This is a genomic window from Candidatus Nitrospira salsa (genome assembly GCF_965152625.1).
Map to the genome: position 1 here is coordinate 1,213,687 of NZ_CBCUCO010000002.1, position 16,689 is coordinate 1,230,375.

17 protein-coding genes are annotated in these 16,689 nt (G+C 47.1%); 6 read left to right on the plus strand and 11 right to left on the minus strand.

All coding sequences use genetic code 11. The features are described 5' to 3' along the window. Positions 1-91 precede the first annotated feature (91 nt). Complete coding sequence (locus tag ACWQXP_RS07440) at positions 92-1,180, minus strand: zinc-binding metallopeptidase family protein (protein ID WP_454062192.1); 1,089 nt, start codon at positions 1,178-1,180, stop codon at positions 92-94. Positions 1,181-1,731: 551 nt separating this feature from the next. On the opposite strand from ACWQXP_RS07440, the gene ACWQXP_RS07445 reads away from it, so the two are divergent. Beyond that, on the plus strand, positions 1,732-3,513 hold the full coding sequence (locus tag ACWQXP_RS07445; protein WP_454062193.1) for a M3 family oligoendopeptidase: 1,782 nt from the start codon (positions 1,732-1,734) through the stop codon (positions 3,511-3,513). An 86-nt stretch (positions 3,514-3,599) separates the two neighbouring features. On the opposite strand, the gene ACWQXP_RS07450 is transcribed toward ACWQXP_RS07445, so the two are convergent. From ACWQXP_RS07450 to ACWQXP_RS07495, 10 genes are all read right to left on the minus strand, one after another. After that, a complete protein-coding gene (locus ACWQXP_RS07450) occupies positions 3,600-4,049 on the minus strand; it encodes a c-type cytochrome (protein WP_454062194.1) in 450 nt (149 codons plus the stop codon). Positions 4,050-4,053: 4 nt separating this feature from the next. Further along, a complete protein-coding gene (queC, locus tag ACWQXP_RS07455; protein ID WP_454062195.1) occupies positions 4,054-4,773 on the minus strand; it encodes a 7-cyano-7-deazaguanine synthase QueC in 720 nt (239 codons plus the stop codon). Positions 4,774-4,908: 135 nt separating this feature from the next. Further along, positions 4,909-5,580 (minus strand): TraR/DksA family transcriptional regulator, encoded by a 672-nt coding sequence (locus tag ACWQXP_RS07460; RefSeq protein ID WP_454062196.1) that lies wholly within the window; start codon positions 5,578-5,580, stop codon positions 4,909-4,911. Positions 5,581-5,703: 123 nt separating this feature from the next. Then, positions 5,704-6,219, minus strand: coding sequence for an adenine phosphoribosyltransferase (locus ACWQXP_RS07465; RefSeq protein ID WP_454062197.1), 516 nt, complete (start codon positions 6,217-6,219; stop codon positions 5,704-5,706). A 220-nt stretch (positions 6,220-6,439) separates the two neighbouring features. After that, the gene (locus ACWQXP_RS07470) at positions 6,440-6,796 is read right to left on the minus strand and encodes an acylphosphatase (RefSeq protein WP_454062198.1); all 357 of its coding nucleotides are present in this window, start codon (positions 6,794-6,796) and stop codon (positions 6,440-6,442) included. Then, positions 6,793-8,235 carry a protoporphyrinogen oxidase gene (hemG, locus tag ACWQXP_RS07475; RefSeq protein ID WP_454062199.1) on the minus strand — a complete coding sequence of 481 codons (1,443 nt, stop codon included), beginning with the start codon at positions 8,233-8,235 and terminating at the stop codon, positions 6,793-6,795. The genes ACWQXP_RS07470 and hemG overlap by 4 nt, the downstream gene beginning before the upstream one ends. Positions 8,236-8,352: 117 nt before the next feature. Beyond that, positions 8,353-9,390, minus strand: a complete 1,038-nt coding sequence (hemE, locus tag ACWQXP_RS07480; RefSeq protein ID WP_454062200.1) for a uroporphyrinogen decarboxylase — start codon at positions 9,388-9,390, stop codon at positions 8,353-8,355. 154 nt (positions 9,391-9,544) lie between these two features. Further along, on the minus strand, positions 9,545-9,979 hold the full coding sequence (locus ACWQXP_RS07485; RefSeq protein WP_454062201.1) for a hypothetical protein: 435 nt from the start codon (positions 9,977-9,979) through the stop codon (positions 9,545-9,547). Positions 9,980-10,082: 103 nt separating this feature from the next. Then, positions 10,083-10,268 carry a hypothetical protein gene (locus tag ACWQXP_RS07490; protein ID WP_454062202.1) on the minus strand — a complete coding sequence of 62 codons (186 nt, stop codon included), beginning with the start codon at positions 10,266-10,268 and terminating at the stop codon, positions 10,083-10,085. Positions 10,269-10,331: 63 nt separating this feature from the next. Next, on the minus strand, positions 10,332-10,511 hold the full coding sequence (locus ACWQXP_RS07495) for a hypothetical protein (RefSeq protein WP_454062203.1): 180 nt from the start codon (positions 10,509-10,511) through the stop codon (positions 10,332-10,334). A 261-nt stretch (positions 10,512-10,772) separates the two neighbouring features. Here ACWQXP_RS07495 and ACWQXP_RS07500 point away from each other — a divergent pair, with 261 nt between their 5' ends. The 5 genes from ACWQXP_RS07500 to ACWQXP_RS07520 all read left to right on the plus strand — a co-directional run bounded on the left by ACWQXP_RS07500 (position 10,773) and on the right by ACWQXP_RS07520 (position 16,689). Beyond that, positions 10,773-11,072: an FmdB family zinc ribbon protein gene (locus tag ACWQXP_RS07500; protein WP_454062204.1), complete on the plus strand. Its 300-nt coding sequence runs from the start codon at positions 10,773-10,775 to the stop codon at positions 11,070-11,072. Between the two features lie 269 nt (positions 11,073-11,341). Further along, complete coding sequence (locus ACWQXP_RS07505) at positions 11,342-12,187, plus strand: substrate-binding domain-containing protein (RefSeq protein ID WP_454062205.1); 846 nt, start codon at positions 11,342-11,344, stop codon at positions 12,185-12,187. A 99-nt stretch (positions 12,188-12,286) separates the two neighbouring features. Then, a complete protein-coding gene (locus tag ACWQXP_RS07510; protein ID WP_454062206.1) occupies positions 12,287-13,705 on the plus strand; it encodes an acetyl-CoA carboxylase biotin carboxylase subunit in 1,419 nt (472 codons plus the stop codon). 95 nt (positions 13,706-13,800) lie between these two features. After that, positions 13,801-15,741 (plus strand): sodium-extruding oxaloacetate decarboxylase subunit alpha, encoded by a 1,941-nt coding sequence (oadA, locus tag ACWQXP_RS07515; protein ID WP_454062207.1) that lies wholly within the window; start codon positions 13,801-13,803, stop codon positions 15,739-15,741. A gap of 96 nt (positions 15,742-15,837) precedes the next feature. Further along, positions 15,838-16,689: an alpha/beta fold hydrolase gene (locus ACWQXP_RS07520; protein ID WP_454062208.1), complete on the plus strand. Its 852-nt coding sequence runs from the start codon at positions 15,838-15,840 to the stop codon at positions 16,687-16,689.

Genomic DNA, 16,689 nt, shown 5'->3' on the forward strand with positions numbered 1-16,689 from the left:
ACTGATCTCTAGCTAACGACTCACAACATTCCCTGCCTCACGCAAAGCCAACTCATTAAGCACTATCAAATTTCTTAGAACAGAAGATTGCCTAAAGATGATTGCTAGCTTGAAACGATGCTCCTGCTCGTGCGGCCGATAGTATCTGATGAATAAATTGCAACTTTTCTATGACGGGTTGAACAAGAACTTCTGGCATCAGATCAATCAAACCCATGGCACGATTCATTTCGTTCAGCATTGTGCCCAAGTTTTGATAAGATTTTATCATCGTCATGAATTCAGCCTGTGTAGGATCGATACCAACTTCTGCGAAGTTGTGCCTCGCCGTATCCAGGACGCTTACCATGGCCAGATATTTCGCAAAAGTTTCCGCAAAATCTTCCCACGGGTGCATCGTCGCATAGGCACTGATGAAATTCTCTTGCCAATTATTGGGAGGCCCTTCCTGATAATATCGTTCTAACGCTTCCGAATAGGTCGGGTTTTGGTAGTCCCCGAATAACCGAATAAAGCCCTCTTCTTCTTTGTTTTCTATCAACATTTCCCAGTAATAATGCCCAATCTCATGTCGAAAATGCCCAACGATGGTTCGATGGGCCTCCCCAAAAGAGACGCGTAGTTTTTCCCTCTCCACATCTTCTGTTTCCTGAAGATTGATCGTAATTTTACCATGGTCATGGCCTGTATAGACCTGTTCATGATCTCCCATGGGTTTCCATTGATTGCCGGAAAAATTCGTATCAGCCTTAAAGTCAAATGAAAGTGCTGGCTGAATCCCATCCTCCGCTTTGCCATAAGACAAACCTAAAAAGTCCAACGTATATAGGAGACGTCTTTTGGCTGCTTCAAGTCGATACCAACGTTCTCGATTCCCCTCCACAGAAAGATCAGGAATCGTGTCGTTATAGCGACAATAATCGCACAAACCTGTACGAGACATTTCATTGGTGTTCGCAACAAGACAGCGATTGCACACATGTTCGACTTCATAATTATGACATTTAACGAGTAAGGCCTGGCACTCCCTAAACCCACACTGAAAGGTTCCGTTGGGTGCTAGGATTAAACCGGTTAATCGTTGACATGCTGGACACCAGCCAACATCTGAATTGCATGCCACACATCGGGTGTTTTCAAAAAATAAGGTATTACTGCAATGACACGTATAATTATTCATAGAATATATTCCTTTTATTAATAGATCTGTTGCCGAAGTAAACTCACCACGTCAGAGCGGCCAGGAAAATCGGCCCCTTGAAAAGTATAAGGGACGGAGGAACCAATATCTGGCTAAACATTAACGTGTCATTATCCTTCTGGTTGTTGGCTGCCACTCAAATATTCACACTCACTCAATACGATGGTTTGCTCTATCCCGTGCTACCAAGATTTGGCCATCCTGTATTATACAAGATTTAGGACAATCAGTTGAGCGACCCACATATCGCTTTCTCTCTGTATACGGAAAACGATTCCCACGAATTCATTTATCCAATCCTTTACCGGTCAAAAGGCTTCATGACGTTTCAAACAGTTGTACCATCCTCTCAATTCTGGTATGAAGAGATTAGTTCCTCGCGTATTGATGATTAACGATCTCTCACCAGTTGAACATTCGGCACTGCATTTTCGAGAGCCGTAAATTCATATTCCATGGTGAAGCACTCCAACCACATTTCGCTCACTGTTTATTCACTCTGTATCTCGTCAGAGTTATAAGGAGCACGAATGAGTAAAACGTCATCAAAATCTCAGGCCGCTCCACGTTGGACATTGTCTGATCTTCTTGCTCAACCGGACAAGGATTTTGAAACTTTATGCCGCAAGCAGGAACGCCAAGTGCGTCAACTTGAACGACTACGGCCTCGATTGAAACAGGATGTCTCCTCAACACTCTTTGAGCAGGCCTATCAGTTGAAAGAGTCCATTGCTGAAACTTCAGCGATCCTCTATGCCTTTTCTTTTCTTTGGTTTGCGGAGAATACGCAACAACAATCATCACGAGCCTTCCAAGCTAAGGTTCGTGAACGGCTCACGAAGTTTGACAATCGAATCCTCTTCTTAGACCTTTGGTGGCAGGGGCTCGCTTCTCGCCACGCAAAATCCCATCTTCTTCAAGCAGGATCCCTTCAGTATTATCTCGACATGCTCACGCGCTTAAAACCTCATACCCTGAGCGAATCCGAAGAACAAGTCATTACGGTGAAAGACAGTACCGGTCGAAGTGCCATTGAAATGTTGTATGGGGTCTTGACGACGGGATTTAAGTTCTCCCTTAAAGTTGATGGAAAAGTTCAGACTCTGACACGTGAAGAGTTAACCACCCATGTCCGCCACGCCTCAGCCCAACGTCGACAGGCCGCCTATCAAGAATTGTTCCGTGTCTACTCGGATCATCGCGACATGCTTGGGGAAATGTATAAATCACTGGTGTTGGATTGGAAAAATGAAGGCGTCACACTTCGCCAGCATCGGACACCAATCGCTGTTCGAAATATGGCCAATGATGTTCCCGATCAAGCCGTGACGGCTCTTCTTAATACGTGCCGAAAGAATGCCAAAATTTTCCAGCACTATTTTCGTCTCAAAGCCAAACTTCTTAAGAAAAAAATGTTTACGCGTTATGATCTGTATGCGCCACTTCAGACGTCTTCAACAGAATACTCGTTTCCACAAGCGTGGAAGATGGTCAAGGAGTCGTATCAACACTTTTCTCCTGAAGTCGCACAACTGGCAACACGCGTCATCGAGGAACGGCATCTTGATGCACAAATTCGTCCAGGAAAGATGGGGGGAGCATTTTGTTACAGTGTCACTCCCCGCCTCACGCCTTATGTCCTCATGAATTTCAATGGCCAGCCACGGGACGTCTCAACCCTTGCACATGAACTTGGTCATGCCGTGCATGGCATGCTCGCCCATCAGCATTCGGTGCTGACCTTTCATTCATCGCTCCCTCTTGCGGAAACCGCGTCAATTTTTGGCGAACAACTGTTGTCAGAGAATTTTTTAAGTCACGAACGAAAGGTCAAGTCGAAACAAGCACTCCTCATGACGCAACTTGACGATCTCTATGCCACAATTCTTCGGCAAGCTTACTTTGTAGAGTTTGAGCGGCTCGCTCATGACTTGATCGCCGATGGAACAACGATTGACGCTCTTGCACAGGCGTATCTGCAACTCCTCCGTGAACAATTCGGACGCGCCATTCACGTTTCGAAAGAATTTCAGTGGGAATGGTTAGGCATTCCGCATATTTATTCCAGTCCGTTTTATTGCTATGCCTACAGCTTTGGCAATTTGCTCGTCTTAGCTCTGTATCAACGGTATAAACAAGAAGGGCAATCATTCCTCCCGAAGTATCTTAAGCTCTTGTCAGCCGGTGGTTCCGCCAGTCCTGAATCACTGCTGAAACCGCTTAAGGTCAACATTCGTTCAGAAAATTTTTGGCAGGAGGGATTCAATCGGATTCAAGATCTCGTTCTGGCATTAGAAAAGACAATGCCGTGACTCGACAGATCTTTCACTAAGAACAGCTACTTGCTGAGTGCTTAGAAAGGCTGCATGTGGAAGGACTCCACGAAAGGGTAGATCGCTTAAAAAATTCCGGCTTGTTGCTGTAACCAACGAATATAACGAATAATTTCTGTGACGTCTTCAGGAGTCACACTCTCGATTTTAGGCATATTGCCAAACTTCCAATGATGCGCGCGAACGCCCTGCGCTGCAGCCCGCTGAAAGGCAAAATCAGCATGATGATTAGGCTCATAAATTTTATGAACGAGTGCCGGGCCTTGATTCGTTCCACTGCCTTGCGGGCCATGACAGCGGGCACAATTGTCGTTGAATAAATCCTCTCCCTTCGTTAACTCGGTCGGCATCTGATCGGTCTTGATCATCACGGCAGGCGACTCTGAGGCGTCATGGCCTTCATGACTCACGTCAGTCTTGGCTTCTGAACACCCAGAAAACAAAAGAAGACATGTCATCACCAACACCAAACCCAGGTTGCGCTTTAATAAAGATTTTCGAATACGGTTCTTCATCTCATCAATCTTGAGGCTGTTGGATCTGAGGTTCGTGATATTTTGACACTGATGGATCGTCCATGCCAACCATTTGAAATCCTTCTTGACGAAAGAGACAACTATCACACTCCCCGCACGCTCGTCCATCTGCATGGGGTGCATAACAACTATGTGTGAGGTGTAATGGGGCCTCAAGTTCCAGACCTTTTTGAATGATTTCCGCCTTGGTCATCATCATCAGTGGTGTGAGAATATCAATGGATTCATCTTCAACACCTCTTTGGGTTCCGAGCCGTGCAACCTTAACAAAGGCCTCAACAAATTCTGGCCGACAGTCAGGATATCCTGAATAGTCACGAACATTCGCACCAAAGTAGATACGCGTCGCATGGGTCACTTCCGCATAGGCCAACGCAAGACTTAAAAATATGATATTGCGAGCAGGCACATAGGTGATAGGAATTCCCGCCTGACGAGCATTCAGCGACTGCTGTTTCGGAACCTCTAGGTCTTCCGTAAGCGCCGACCCTCCAAACGCACGAAGATCGAGCTCAATGATTTTGTGCTCTTTGGCCTGGAGCCACGTCGCGATACTTGCAGCGCGAGTGACTTCAATTCGATGACGTTGCCCATAGAAAATTGTTAGCAGGTAGAGATCACACCCCTCAGACTTGGCAATCGCCGCGGTGACGGTTGAATCAAGCCCACCACTCGCCAAAATGATCGCGTTGCTATTGGACATGAAGCTGTTGCAGTTTGTCAGGACAACGTTTACGTTCGTATGACCAAGAATTCACAACATATAAGATACTGAAATGACGCATAAAGAAAACCCGGATAATGATGACAAAACGTTTGCACAAGCACAAGCCAATGGTCAGGAACGCTGTTCAGCCCGTTCGATTTTCTCCATGAGCTCCCGATTGGTTTGGCAAGCCACACACAAACGTGCAAACGGGAGTGCCTGCAGCCGCTTCTCACTGACCTCTTCTCCACATTCGGCACACATACCATAGGTGCCTTCTTCCAGGCTGACCAGCGCTTCCTCAATTTGCCGACGTTCTTTATTTCTCATTTCTTGAAGAGAAATCCCCATTTCTCTGTCCAAATCAACAAGTGCTTGATCGCCGCTATCCATGGCAGATTCTAACCGTCGTTGCTGTTCTTCCGTCAACGATTGCCCCAACTGCTGTTTAATGGCTTGTGTAATGGCATCACGTTTCGCAAGTAAAATCTTTCGAAGCGTCGCTTTGCGACCTTTGGTCGTACTTGGATGTATGGTTTTTGACTCTTTTTTCATAGTGTCCTTTTGAGATGATTTTGAAGCTTCCTTTTTTGGGGGAGAAGAAGACTGTGCTGAACGACGAGTCACTTTTTTGACTGAGGCCGATGACTTTCTTGAGGCACTGGACTTAGAGGTCGCACTGGATTTTTGGGACGCAGGCTTTGCGGTCGTCTTCTTTTTTGAAACAACTTTCTTAGGAGGAGGACTCTTTTTGCCTTTGGTTGTGCGAGAGACACTCTTTTTTTTCTGAACTTTTGAAGCCATACATCAGCGCCCTTTCTGGCCGAAGCGTTTTACAGGCATCGAAAACGAAAGATCGTCTTAACCCTGCAAACCGAAATGGGAGGGTGATCTTAGCAAAATTTATCCATCAGGCAAATAGAGGGGTCATGAGTACGTGATGAGTGAATGTATCGAACAATCGTGAAGTTTCTCCCTGCCTGCCAAGAACGCGAGTTCAACAAGAAATGCGACGTCAACAATTTCTCCGCCTAATTGACGAATGAGATGGACCGTGGCCGCAGCCGTCCCTCCTGTGGCTAAGAGGTCGTCCACAACCAACACCCGTTCACCAGGAACAATGGCATCCCGGTGAATGGCCAGCGAATTAGATCCATACTCTAAGTTATATTTGACCTCGTAGACATCAGCAGGCAATTTTCCAGGCTTTCGCACAGGCACAAACCCCGCATTGAGCCGATAGGCTAACGGGCTCCCAAAAATAAAGCCACGTGACTCTATTCCGACAATTTTTGAAATATTGGCCGACACGTAGTAGTCGGTGAATTCATCGATAATCGCTTGAAAAGCCTTTGCATCTTTTAGAAGCGTCGTGATGTCATAGAAAAGGATTCCAGGCTTGGGGAAATCGGGAACTTCACGAATAATTGATTTGTAATCCATGTTATAAGACCTTTTTGTTCCGCATATCATGCTCGATAGAATAAGTTATGTCTACCGTTGTTTTTCATCATCGTACATTGCCTCCCGTTCTCACACACCACACGTGTTTCTCGGACGGATTCCTCATTAGACACAAAAAGAGACCACTTCGCGTGCGATCAATACGAAACAGTGATATTTCAAGGCCATTGACGGCAACGAACTTAACGATGAATCGGCCTTAAGGCCGAAGAATTCTAAATTCGTCTACATCATTAATCACAGAAGTCCATTCAACATGAACGTGCTCGACGTGAGCGAGAGACGGTCCTTGGCGCAAGGCATTGAGAAAAGCCTCCACGGCTGAAAGACGTCCTTCCACTTCGGATTCCACTTGTCCACCAGGAAGATTTCGTACCCATCCATGAAGATTGAGACTATTGGCTTGTTGCTGAGTAAACGCTCGATAGGCTACGCCTTGAACGCGTCCCTCCACAAGAATATGGGCACGAACCAGACCTGTATTCAAAGGTTGCCCTCCACGCTGAGACGGTTCTTCTATATTCTGATGATCGGATATTCCCAGCCATCCGTTCATTGATACAATCGAACCACGTCTGCACCAACTCGCGTCCCGTCACGAATGCAATCAGGGATGCCGAGACCTTCAAAAGCCGCTCCGGTGAGATGGATGCCTGGAAGATCATTCATCACGGAGCGAATCTCCTGAAGTCGTTTCGAATGACCGCAGACATACTGTGGCATCGCCCGGTCCCATCGGTAGACTTCAGTGAATAACGGTTCACACGAGATGCCGACTATTTCACGTAATTGTTCCCGTACGTAAGTCACCATGGCGGCATCGCTTTCTTCTAGAATTGCTTCCCGACCTTTACCCCCCACATAACATCGAATCAATACATGCTCAGGCTTTGCTCGATTCGGCCACTTTAAGGATGTCCAGGTTGCCGCAATCAATGACCGCCCTTCAATTCGAGGCACGACAAATCCAAAGCCTTGTATCTCCTTCTTCACTTCGTGCTCCGGAAAGGCGAGAGAAATCGTTGCCGTCGAACAATATGGAATTTGATTGAGTAGCGAAGACACTTGAGGGTGCAACGGCTCAAGCAGTTTGGCACTGACGTAAGCCGGAGTCGCCAATATCACGTCATCCGCGATAACCCTTTCCTGGTTATCGAGAACGACGGTATAGCCGGCAGGAAGCGTTGCTCTATTTGGCGCAATTTCAAGAACGTGCCTTCCTGTGAACAGGGAAGCTCCATTGGATTCGATCTGTTTGACAAGTGCATGAATGAGGTCGCCAAGTCCACCGCGAAGAGTTGTAAACATAGTGCGTTGAGGCTTCTGCGTTGCGGATCGGGACATTGAGTGTGCGTGCTGAGTTCGCATGCCTTTGATCAAACTCCCATACTGCTGCTCAAGCTCATAAAATCGTGGAAAGGTAGATTTCAAACTTAACTCATTCGCATCACCGGCATAAATCCCAGCAACCAGAGGTTCAAGAAAGTAATCAAACGCCTCAGCTCCAAGTCTTCGACGAAAAAACGAGGCTAACGATTCATCATGTTCCACATTAGTGGAACGTGGCACAAACCACTCCCATCCCATTCGAAGCATGCCCAATGGTGAAATCAAACCACCGGACACAAGTGCACTGAGGCGTGTCGGCGCAAAAGCAAGCAATCCCTGAGGCAATTCTCGCATCTGCCCTTTGGTAAAACAAAAGGTTTGGCTATTTTCTCTTTTGGTATTGATCAATTGGTCGGAAAGACCGAGCTTCTCACACAACTCTAACGCCCAGGGCTTGGATGTTAAAAATGAATCCGGGCCCCCTTCTATGACAAATTCATCAACATGATGCGTCAGAACTTTTCCTCCGAAACGATGATGTCCTTCGAGAATGGTACAGTCGATGGGAAAACATAGCCGTTGACTTTCCTCTTGGAGCGCGAACGCCGTCGCAAGGCCTGAGATGCCGCCTCCGACAATGACGATACGACGTACAGATTGACTCATATGATGAAATAACCCCTTATAGGAGTGAGGCCTGACTCACAAGGAAAACCATACCGTTCCCTACGAACCAGGATACAAACGAAGTGGGAGTTAATGTCGCCGGGGTACGCTGAAGATCTAGACCTCGACCTCACGCGTACTGAATTGATGGACAATGTCTATCGTCGCTTCGACAGCATCAACGGGGATATGAGGGAGAATCCCATGACCGAGGTTAAAAATATGACCGTCTCGCCCATTAGCTTGTTGCAAAATTTTCCGAACTCGTTTCTCAATTTCTTTCACGGGAGCCCCAAGCACAAGAGGATCAAGATTCCCTTGTACAGCCAGATCATAGCCAATGGTTGCCCAGGCTTCATCGAGTCGGACACGCCAATCGAGGCCCATCACATCACAGCCAGTCTTTCGCATTAACGGAAGCAGGGTGGCCGTGCCGGTTCCAAAATAAATTTTAGGCACTCCAGCTGACGCCAAAGCCGTAAAAATTCGTTGCGTATGCGGCAACACATATTCTTCATAATCGTCAGGACTCAAACACCCAACCCAACTATCAAACAATTGAATGGCCTGGGCCCCGGCATGAATTTGCACCTGCAAATATTCAATCACGCCATTCGACAACTTGGTGAGTAAGGCATGCCAGAGATCTGGTCGGGCAAACATCATATCTTTTGTCAGGCGATAATCGCGAGAACTTCCACCTTCGATGGCATAGCTGGCGAGGGTAAACGGAGCACCAGCAAAACCAATGAGCGGAACACGATTGGCAAGAGCCTTTCGTGTCATGGCAATCGCGGCACCAGCATATCCAAACGATTCCCCATCAACTGGGATAAGCCGTTCGACATCAGCATCCGAACGAACAGGATTATGAAACACTGGCCCCTTGCTTTCAATGAACTCCAAGTTCAGCCCCATGGCTTCTAACGGAAGAAGGATATCAGCAAAAATAATGGCCGCATCCAGGGAAAACCGTTCAATCGGCTGAAGAGTCACTTCCGTGGCTAATTCAGGTGTTTTACAGACGTCAAGAATGGAGTGACGCTTCCGAACTTCGAGATATTCCTTCATGTAGCGACCTGCTTGACGCATAAACCAGACAGGCGTTCGGTCGACAGGTTCACGTCGACAGGCTCGAAGAAAGCGATCATTCATGGCGGGTATTTTACGAGTGCCCCTCTAGGCTGTCAACGAAACCATTCGTTGACTCTTTAAATCATGTATTCTGTGAAGACCGAATATAAAAGGAGTGGTCTCTTATCGTTTTCGCCACGCGTCGATATTATGATCATGCAAAACGTCCCCCCACTCATTTCAAAAAAGGTTGAAGGCGCTCAAGCATGGATTGACTGATTTCATTAATCTCCTGAAGTTGTTCACTTGAGACGATCTGAGCATCATCTGGCTCTAATTCGATACGATAATGGTCCTCGTGCTGCGAAAACCATTCTATATACGGATGGGGTGGCAGTAAGGGATGAGGGTCAAAGGAGATAAGGCTCACCTTTCCGATCTGTGGATTCTCCAAATCAGCAAGAGAATCAATAGCTCTGGCATCATCAATAAATTTTGAATTCTGAAATCGAATGACCTTCCCACTAATTTCTCCGGTAAATTGTCCTGAGAGACAAAAATCGATAAGACCTAAACCTGCAAACATCATTTGGCCAACAACGACTCCTTGAATTCGACTGTCCAAATACCCCTCTTTCACCCAGCGAAAATTTCCAAATTTCTGCGCCATAATTGTTCTGGTAAGAGGAAAAGGAATTAGAGAAGCATGGGGATCTTGTTTGAGGAAACCGGTGGCAGTGAAAGTTTTTCAGGAAAAAATCAGAAACATATCCCTATGGTTTGCAAATAGGACAATGTACGAGTCGGCTCAGCCCTGTATTTTCTAGCTCTTCAAGCGCGGTTTCCCTATTGGGATACTCAAACCATCCGCCTTCCCAGAAGTCAGCGCGTCCGGTCATCGACGGAATTTCCAGACAACGCTCGCGATGAAGCATCGCCTGGTCAAGAGCATGTTTCACATGGATCCAATAATTCATAACGCAATAAATGTTTGAGAGATAATGTTTTGAGTCATCTAAACCTTAGTCCGCTAAAAGTTGCCACTCATCCTTTTCAACAATAACCTTTTCCCCGGCTTGCAGTTTTTTCACATCATCACGATGTAACAGTCTAAAATAGCGGTCAATACGATCTTGTTCATCAATACGTTCTTCTTGCATCAGACCGCTAGCTAGCTTGTACTTCCGAATGAGCACCGGCATGGCACGCCTCCTTCTCGTTCTGGTAGAGTTCCATAAAATTCAAACCTCGTAAAGTAATGGTTTGACTTTGAAAATGTCAAGATTCTCGCCTACAATACAACTGAAAACTGTTTCGAGGCAAGCCATAGCGACGCTTCCTATTCATTCTGTATAATAGTGAAACCAATTATAACTCGACAATAATAATTTTCCGGCGCGTTGAATAACATTCAATGGCTGAACTGACATTTTCTATCCCGAAAAGCCGAAGGAGGGTTTATTATGCCAACATACGAATATCTGTGTGAGGCTTGTGAAAATCAGTATGAAATCATGCAGCCACTCAGTGCTAATGCCGAAGAAACTGTGTGTCCGAAATGCAATGCGACCAAAAGTCGGAGGCTCATGTCTGCCTTTGCCTCAAAAGTCGTGGGAACACATAAGACAGGGTTTGCGGAAATGAAAGCTTATAATATGTTAGATGAGCGAGCCAGCAAGTTTTCAAAGCTCCCCCCACTGATTGGGCAACGTGCTATGCCTATCCCCCCGCCCGGCGCAACAACCCCTGGCGATTCAGCATAAACTGGTGCAAGGTACGATTTTGACGAACGTGTATCCCGATGATGCGACGTTCGCCCAAATTCGTTCATCATCATCGAGGCAAAAAGAAGACGTTCGTACAGGCTCCAGGTTATTGCTTCTTGGCTTGACATTTATGCCTGAAAACAGGAATTATTCCGCGGGTTTCTGTTGATCATTTAAATAATGAGTTGCCAAAAACCAAAAAAAGCGCCTCGCATCATATTTCACCTTTTAGGAATGAGCGGTCGATTTGGAATAAGGGTGTTGTTGTGAAAATATTCCTTTTCATCATCAACCTCTTGCTTGCCTGTGTTGTCTGGACGGGGACGCTATTTGCCGAATCACCATCTCAAAACGATTCAGACTTATCTGGAACCATTCTGATCACAGGAAATGGTCCGGAACAGCACTTGGTTGCAAATTTGGCTAAAGCCTTTGAAGAAAAACATTTTTCGGTTTCAGTTGATGTCTTCTGGCATGAAAACGCGAAACCCATACGAACAGTCGAGTTACGGGAGACCGATATAGGGGTGACGGGGTATCCTGCACCACACCTTCGTTCGACCCCCGTTGCTCGTGACGGGATTGCCATACTGACGAATTTTTCAAATCCTGTCTCTGAAATGACCCTCACACAGATCGCCGGGGTTTTTTCAGGAGAAATTCTCTACTGGTCTCAGGTCTACGAAGAAGCACCAGAAATGAAGATTAGGCTGGTGAGTCGAACCGACAATCAAAACATTCGACAAGGATTGGTTGATGTGTTAGGCATTACACGAATTTCCCGCTCAGCCAAAGTCGTGGACCAAGAACGACATGCTATCAATATCGTGACAGGGGACTTGGCAGCCATCACTTTTGTTTCAATGACACCGGCATTGCGCGCGAAGGAAGACGGGGTCGCCATCAATCTCATTTTTGTCGATAAGGTTGAGCCCGAATATCAAACAGTACTGGACAAGACCTATCCGCTTCAGCGACCGGTGATCTTCACCACCGGGAAGGATCCAACGCCGCTAACCTTAGCCTTTGAACAATTTTCCCTGTCTCCGGAAGGCCAACGTATCGTGAAGACGAATCACTATTATCCTCTTGATACGAACGAACCTGAATGAAGGCAAGACCGATTGAACAATCATGCACGGCTTGTTTTATCACAGTAAGACCATGACATCTTTTATCGTTGCCTAATTGATACAAAGTACACGAACCTTATGTTTAGAAAAATTCTTGTGGCCAATCGAGGCGAAATTGCGATGCGGATCATACGCGCCTGCCGTGAATTAGGCATTGCGACCGCAGCTATTTACGCAGAAAGTGACGCGACCGGCATTTACGTCAAAAAGGCGAACGAAGCGTATCTTGTCGGGCCCGGTCCCGTAAAAGGCTACCTGGATGCTCAGCAAATCGTGCGTCTCGCTAAGCGAATTCATGCCGATGCCATTCATCCCGGCTATGGCTTTCTGGCTGAAAATGCGCAATTCGCCACCTTATGCGAAGAAGCGGGTATTACCTTCATAGGGCCGTCACCCCACTCTCTTGAATTATTAGGGGATAAGGTTAAAGCGCGTGAATTGGCGAAGCAAGTCGGAGTTCCTGTTGTCCCTGGGACTGATGGTCCAGCCTCCAGCGTCGAAGAGGGTATCACATTTGCGCAACGAATCGGGTATCCCGTTATGGTGAAAGCCAGCGCAGGAGGAGGCGGCCGTGGTCTTCGAGTGGTTCGATCTGATGATGAGCTCAAAGAGGCCATGGAAGCTGGTGCACGTGAAGCCTTAGCGGCTTTCGGCAATGGCGAATTATTTCTTGAGAAATATGTCGAGCGTCCACATCACATTGAGTTTCAACTGCTTGCCGACAAAAATGGCTACGTCATCCATCTAGGAGAACGTGATTGCTCCATTCAACGGCGTCATCAAAAACTCATTGAAATTGCACCGTCGCTCATTCTCACCCCCCGCTTACGAGCTGAGATGGGAGAAGCCGCGATCTCTCTGGCGCGTGCGGCTCAATTTTACAACGCCGGCACGATCGAGTTTTTACTCGATCCTGATGGTCGCTATTATTTCATCGAAATGAATCCACGGATTCAGGTTGAGCATACCGTGACGGAACAAATCACCGCTGTGGACATCGTCCAATCCCAAATTTGGATTGCAGCCGGTCGTCCCCTGGTCTTCGGACAACATGAAGTGAATCTGCAAGGTTATGCGATTCAATGCCGTATCAATGCTGAAGACCCGCAAAATGGATTTCGTCCCTCATCTGGAAAAGTCACCGCCTACCTCTCTCCCGGTGGAGTAGGAGTACGAATTGACGGTTTGGTCTATAAAGACTATACCGTTCCCCCGTATTATGATGCGCTCCTCGCAAAACTCACCGTACATGGGCGAACCTGGGACGAAGCCGTCAGACGAACACATCGTTCGCTGGAAGAATTTGTACTCCGTGGAGTCAAAACCACCATTCCGTTCCTGACAAAAATCATGGAAGAACCGGACTTCCGAGCCGGTCGTTTTGATACGTCCTATCTTGAAGGACATTCGGATCTGTATACCTATGAAGAAATGGTTGAACCAGAAGATTTAGTAGTCGCATTATCCGCAGCGATAGCTGCCTACGAAGGACTCTAGCCCTTCTGATTTTGACAGTCTGATGAGTGAACATATTATTAAGTCACAAGGCTCATCATCATTGACGAACCTTCTGTTTTGGTGAAAGGCGTACGATGGCTTCCAAATCTCGTTCTACAAAAAAAACAAAACCTGCTCGTTCGTCTTCTGAAAAAAACCCCATTCACAATACAAAACTTGATCTCAAGGCATCCCGTGGAAGAAAGCTACACATTACCGATGTCGCACTGCGTGATGGACATCAGTCTCTCCTTGCCACGCGAATGCGAACAGAAGATCTTCTTCCAATTGCCTCACAATTAGATTCTGTCGGGTTCTGGTCACTTGAAGTCTGGGGCGGAGCCACTTTTGACTCATGCCTTCGATTTCTTAAGGAAGACCCATGGGAACGCCTTCGGGCCTTTCGCGAAGCAGCGCCCAACACTCGACTCCAAATGCTGCTTCGTGGACAAAATTTAGTCGGATACCGACATTATGCCGATGATGTCTTAGAAAAATTCATTGAACTCTCGGCTAAAAATGGAATTGATGTGTTTCGAATTTTTGATGCTCTCAACGATATACGAAATATGAAATATGCCATGGAAGTTGCGAAAAGTTGTGGCAAACATGTCGAAGCGACGATTTGCTACACCGTGAGCCCTGTGCATAGCCTTAATCATTTTGTCGAACAGGCGAAGCAACTCGAAGACCTTGGGACCGATACCATCTGCATTAAAGACATGGCCGGGCTTCTCCCCCCATTCGAAGCCTATGAACTCATGACGCGCCTCAAAGCAACCGTGCGGGTTCCCATTCATCTGCATACGCACTACACCTCAGGAATGGCTTCGATGTCAGCCCTCATGGCCGTTCTCGGAGGACTGGACATTCTAGATACCGCGATGTCTCCCCTGGCTGGCGGCACCTCTCACCCTCCAACAGAGTCCTTTATTGCCGCGTTACGGAATACCCCCTATGATACGGGATTAAATCTTCAAGACTTAGCACCAGCCGCCGATGGTCTTCGAAAAGTGCGCAAACGGTATCGCCAATTTGAAAGTGATTTCACGGGAGTCGATACGGACATTTTGGTGTCGCAAGTTCCTGGAGGCATGCTTTCAAACCTCGCAGCACAGTTAGCAGAACAGAATGCCCTCGATAAAATGAAAGAAGTGCTCAGTGAGATCCCGCGTGTTCGCAAGGATATGGGATATCCCCCATTGGTGACCCCATCAAGTCAAATCGTCGGAACCCAGGCCACGCTTAATGTGTTAACTGGCGAACGATACAAGGTCATCACAAACGAAACCAAAAACTATTTTCGAGGACTTTATGGCACACCGCCTGGCTCACTCAATTCGTCTATTCGAAAGCAATCGCTCGAGGGAGAACAACCAGTCAAAGGGCGTCCAGCGGATAGTCTCGATCCAGAACTTGACGATGCCAAAGAAGAGCTGAAGGAACAACAAGCTTCACCTGAAGACTTAGTCTCCTATGCCATGCTGCCATCCGTTGCACTACAGTTTTTTGATGAACGCGAACGTGGAGAGCTGAAACCTGAACAACTCGACCCACCAGGCGAAGGCGGACCATTTGTGGCCACCGACCTGCACCTTGCACCTGTTGAATTTAAGGTGACCGTCCATGGAGAGTCCTATCACATCCGTGTATCCGGAGCGGGACGAACGGTAGATGGGATCAAACCCTACTACATCAAAGTTGATGATAAACTCGAGGAAGTCTATCTTGAACCTCTTCAAGAAGTCTTAGCCGGAGGACCGGAAGCGGCGGTCAGCGATGGTGAAACAAAATCGACGGACGGACGACCAAAACCCACCAAACCTGGAGACGTGACGACCCCCATGCCCGGACGAGTCGTGAAGGTTTTTGTCAATCAAGGTGATGCCGTCGAAGCAGGAGACTCGTTACTCGTCGTTGAAGCCATGAAGATGGAGAATCGCGTCCAATCTCCCATTGCGGGTACGGTGTCAGCCATCTTTGTTCAAGAAGGAGATGAAGTGAATCCCGACGAAACGCTGATTCAACTAGAGTAAGCTGTGCGCTGTCAATTCAAGCGTTGTTGGTATGTCTTTGTCGTCTTTACGTTTATCGTTCACTCTGGGTGTACGAACACACCGAATCCCCCACCTTTGATTGAATCAATTCAACGAATACCCCTCCGAACCGTTAACATTGGTGGCCATCAGATCGCCTATATCGAAACAGGATCAGGGCATCCTCTTATTTTGATTCATGGTTTTGGGGGAGCCATGTGGAACTGGGAACACCAACAGTTCGCCTTGTCATCACACTATCGAGTGATCACCGTTGATCTCTTGGGTTCCGGGATGTCCGCCAAGCCTAACATCGCCTACACCCCTTCGATGTTAACCACGTTTTTCATCAAATTTATGAATGTGTTAGACATTGAAAAAGCCACATTACTTGGGAATTCCATGGGAGCCGGGCTAGCCATGGCAACGGCCCTCACCGAACCTCATCGTGTAAAATCCCTGATTTTAATCTCTGGTTTTCCTCAAACCTTCAAAGGCACGATTCATTCATCCCTCTATCAACGATTTCTTGAGCACCGTCCCCCCCTGTGGTTGGCCAAGATGGGAAATTGGATGGCTGGACGTTGGGCCACTCGACAGGTCCTTGAAGAAATCCTGTATGATGTTACATTATTAACGCCAGCGGTGATCGAACGATCATATCAAAACAGAATGCATGTGGACGTGCTCACGCCTTTATATTCACTCGTGGAACATATGGATGAATGGGAGCACCAATATGGAGCACGCCTTCAAGAGATACGTCAGCCCACTCTGATCCTTTGGGGAGAAGAAGATCAAGTTTTCCGACCGACTGTTGGCCAACACTTACAAGAGCTGATCCCTCAGGCAACATGGCATCTCATTCCCAAGGCCGGACATCTTCTTCAGTGGGAAAGACCTGAATCAGTTAATGCCTATATCCAAGATTTTTTAGCGAAACCGTAA

Coding starts and splice junctions, on each gene's coding strand:
- ACWQXP_RS07485 (WP_454062201.1), bottom strand. CDS start 9,979: ATGGCGCAGAAATTTGGAAATTTTCGCTGGGTGAAAGAGGGGTATTTG.
- ACWQXP_RS07465 (WP_454062197.1), bottom strand. CDS start 6,219: ATGGATTACAAATCAATTATTCGTGAAGTTCCCGATTTCCCCAAGCCT.
- oadA (WP_454062207.1), top strand. CDS start 13,801: ATGGCTTCCAAATCTCGTTCTACAAAAAAAACAAAACCTGCTCGTTCG.
- ACWQXP_RS07500 (WP_454062204.1), top strand. CDS start 10,773: ATGCCAACATACGAATATCTGTGTGAGGCTTGTGAAAATCAGTATGAA.
- ACWQXP_RS07470 (WP_454062198.1), bottom strand. CDS start 6,796: ATGAACGGATGGCTGGGAATATCCGATCATCAGAATATAGAAGAACCG.
- ACWQXP_RS07460 (WP_454062196.1), bottom strand. CDS start 5,580: ATGGCTTCAAAAGTTCAGAAAAAAAAGAGTGTCTCTCGCACAACCAAA.
- ACWQXP_RS07445 (WP_454062193.1), top strand. CDS start 1,732: ATGAGTAAAACGTCATCAAAATCTCAGGCCGCTCCACGTTGGACATTG.
- queC (WP_454062195.1), bottom strand. CDS start 4,773: ATGTCCAATAGCAACGCGATCATTTTGGCGAGTGGTGGGCTTGATTCA.
- hemG (WP_454062199.1), bottom strand. CDS start 8,235: ATGAGTCAATCTGTACGTCGTATCGTCATTGTCGGAGGCGGCATCTCA.
- hemE (WP_454062200.1), bottom strand. CDS start 9,390: ATGAATGATCGCTTTCTTCGAGCCTGTCGACGTGAACCTGTCGACCGA.
- ACWQXP_RS07495 (WP_454062203.1), bottom strand. CDS start 10,511: ATGCCGGTGCTCATTCGGAAGTACAAGCTAGCTAGCGGTCTGATGCAA.
- ACWQXP_RS07510 (WP_454062206.1), top strand. CDS start 12,287: ATGTTTAGAAAAATTCTTGTGGCCAATCGAGGCGAAATTGCGATGCGG.
- ACWQXP_RS07450 (WP_454062194.1), bottom strand. CDS start 4,049: ATGAAGAACCGTATTCGAAAATCTTTATTAAAGCGCAACCTGGGTTTG.
- ACWQXP_RS07440 (WP_454062192.1), bottom strand. CDS start 1,180: ATGAATAATTATACGTGTCATTGCAGTAATACCTTATTTTTTGAAAAC.